The sequence below is a fragment of the Acinetobacter sp. CIP 102136 genome, from assembly GCF_000369685.1.
In the GTDB taxonomy this organism is placed as follows: domain Bacteria; phylum Pseudomonadota; class Gammaproteobacteria; order Pseudomonadales; family Moraxellaceae; genus Acinetobacter; species Acinetobacter fasciculus.
Window position 1 is genome coordinate 158,986 of record NZ_KB850140.1, and the last position, 827, is coordinate 159,812.

The 827-nt window shown below is 31.3% G+C and carries 2 protein-coding genes; both read left to right on the forward strand.

The window, feature by feature from the left end; all coding sequences use genetic code 11:
* Positions 1–68: 68 nt before the first annotated feature.
* Positions 69–401, forward strand: coding sequence for a hypothetical protein (locus F893_RS00955; RefSeq protein ID WP_005249606.1), 333 nt, complete (start codon positions 69–71; stop codon positions 399–401).
* On the forward strand, positions 398–778 hold the full coding sequence (locus F893_RS00960) for a hypothetical protein (RefSeq protein ID WP_415867339.1): 381 nt from the start codon (positions 398–400) through the stop codon (positions 776–778). Before F893_RS00955 ends, F893_RS00960 begins: the two co-directional genes overlap by 4 nt.
* Positions 779–827 lie beyond the last annotated feature (49 nt).

Below are 827 nucleotides of genomic sequence, written 5' to 3' on the forward strand. Positions count from 1 at the left end.
ACCAAGCGTTTGAATTCAGAATCTGAAAAACGATTTAATTTCTGATATCTCATGAAATTTATATTGAGGTGGTTTTTACTTTCGCAAGAGGTCTATTATTCAGTAATAAAATTAACTATCAGTGGACTAACCAGTCTGCAGGAGAAAAAGAAATTTTTATTCTAAATAAGTTGGATGGGAACTTAATTAAAACTAAGAAGTCTGTATTAAATGAAAATAATCAATTAAGTACTTTAAGATTCTATACCTCTCAACCCACAGATTTCGTGGCTTTAGGATTTAATTCTTTACAAACTCATCTCATTCAAGACTTAGATAATGAAAGTATTGATGAACTATTGAATGAGATAGAAGAAAGGGATTTAGAGGATGATGTATATACTGAAGAGGATGTCGAATGATGAGCAATTTAGTTACCATAACATCAAAAATTTATGATGCTTCAGGAAAATATGTCATTAATTTAAAAGTTAAATCACGCTATAAAGGTTCATCGAGAGAAAATACAAATAAAACAGATAAAGATGGTTTATTTATATTTCAGGGTTCACCAAATCGAACTGTGGAAATTTTAGCTAAGCCACCTAATGTGGAAGATTATATCGTTATTAAAACGATTGATTCTTCAATCATTTCTTCTAGAAAGAATCCTGTAAAAGTATCCTTGCCTAAAAGTATAGAGGAGTATCATAAAGAAAAAGTGATGCCTACTACAAAAGGTATAGTTACGACTGGCTTTGTTGCACAAAGATTTGAAATGCAAAGCGCCCCTAATTGAGCCAAATTTAAGGCGTAACTTGGGTAAGTGGTCGACCTAATTCCGTAAA

Bases quoted from the DNA above. Each gene is read 5' to 3' on its own strand.
- F893_RS00960 (WP_415867339.1), top strand. From the start codon at position 398: ATGATGAGCAATTTAGTTACCATAACATCAAAAATTTATGATGCTTCA.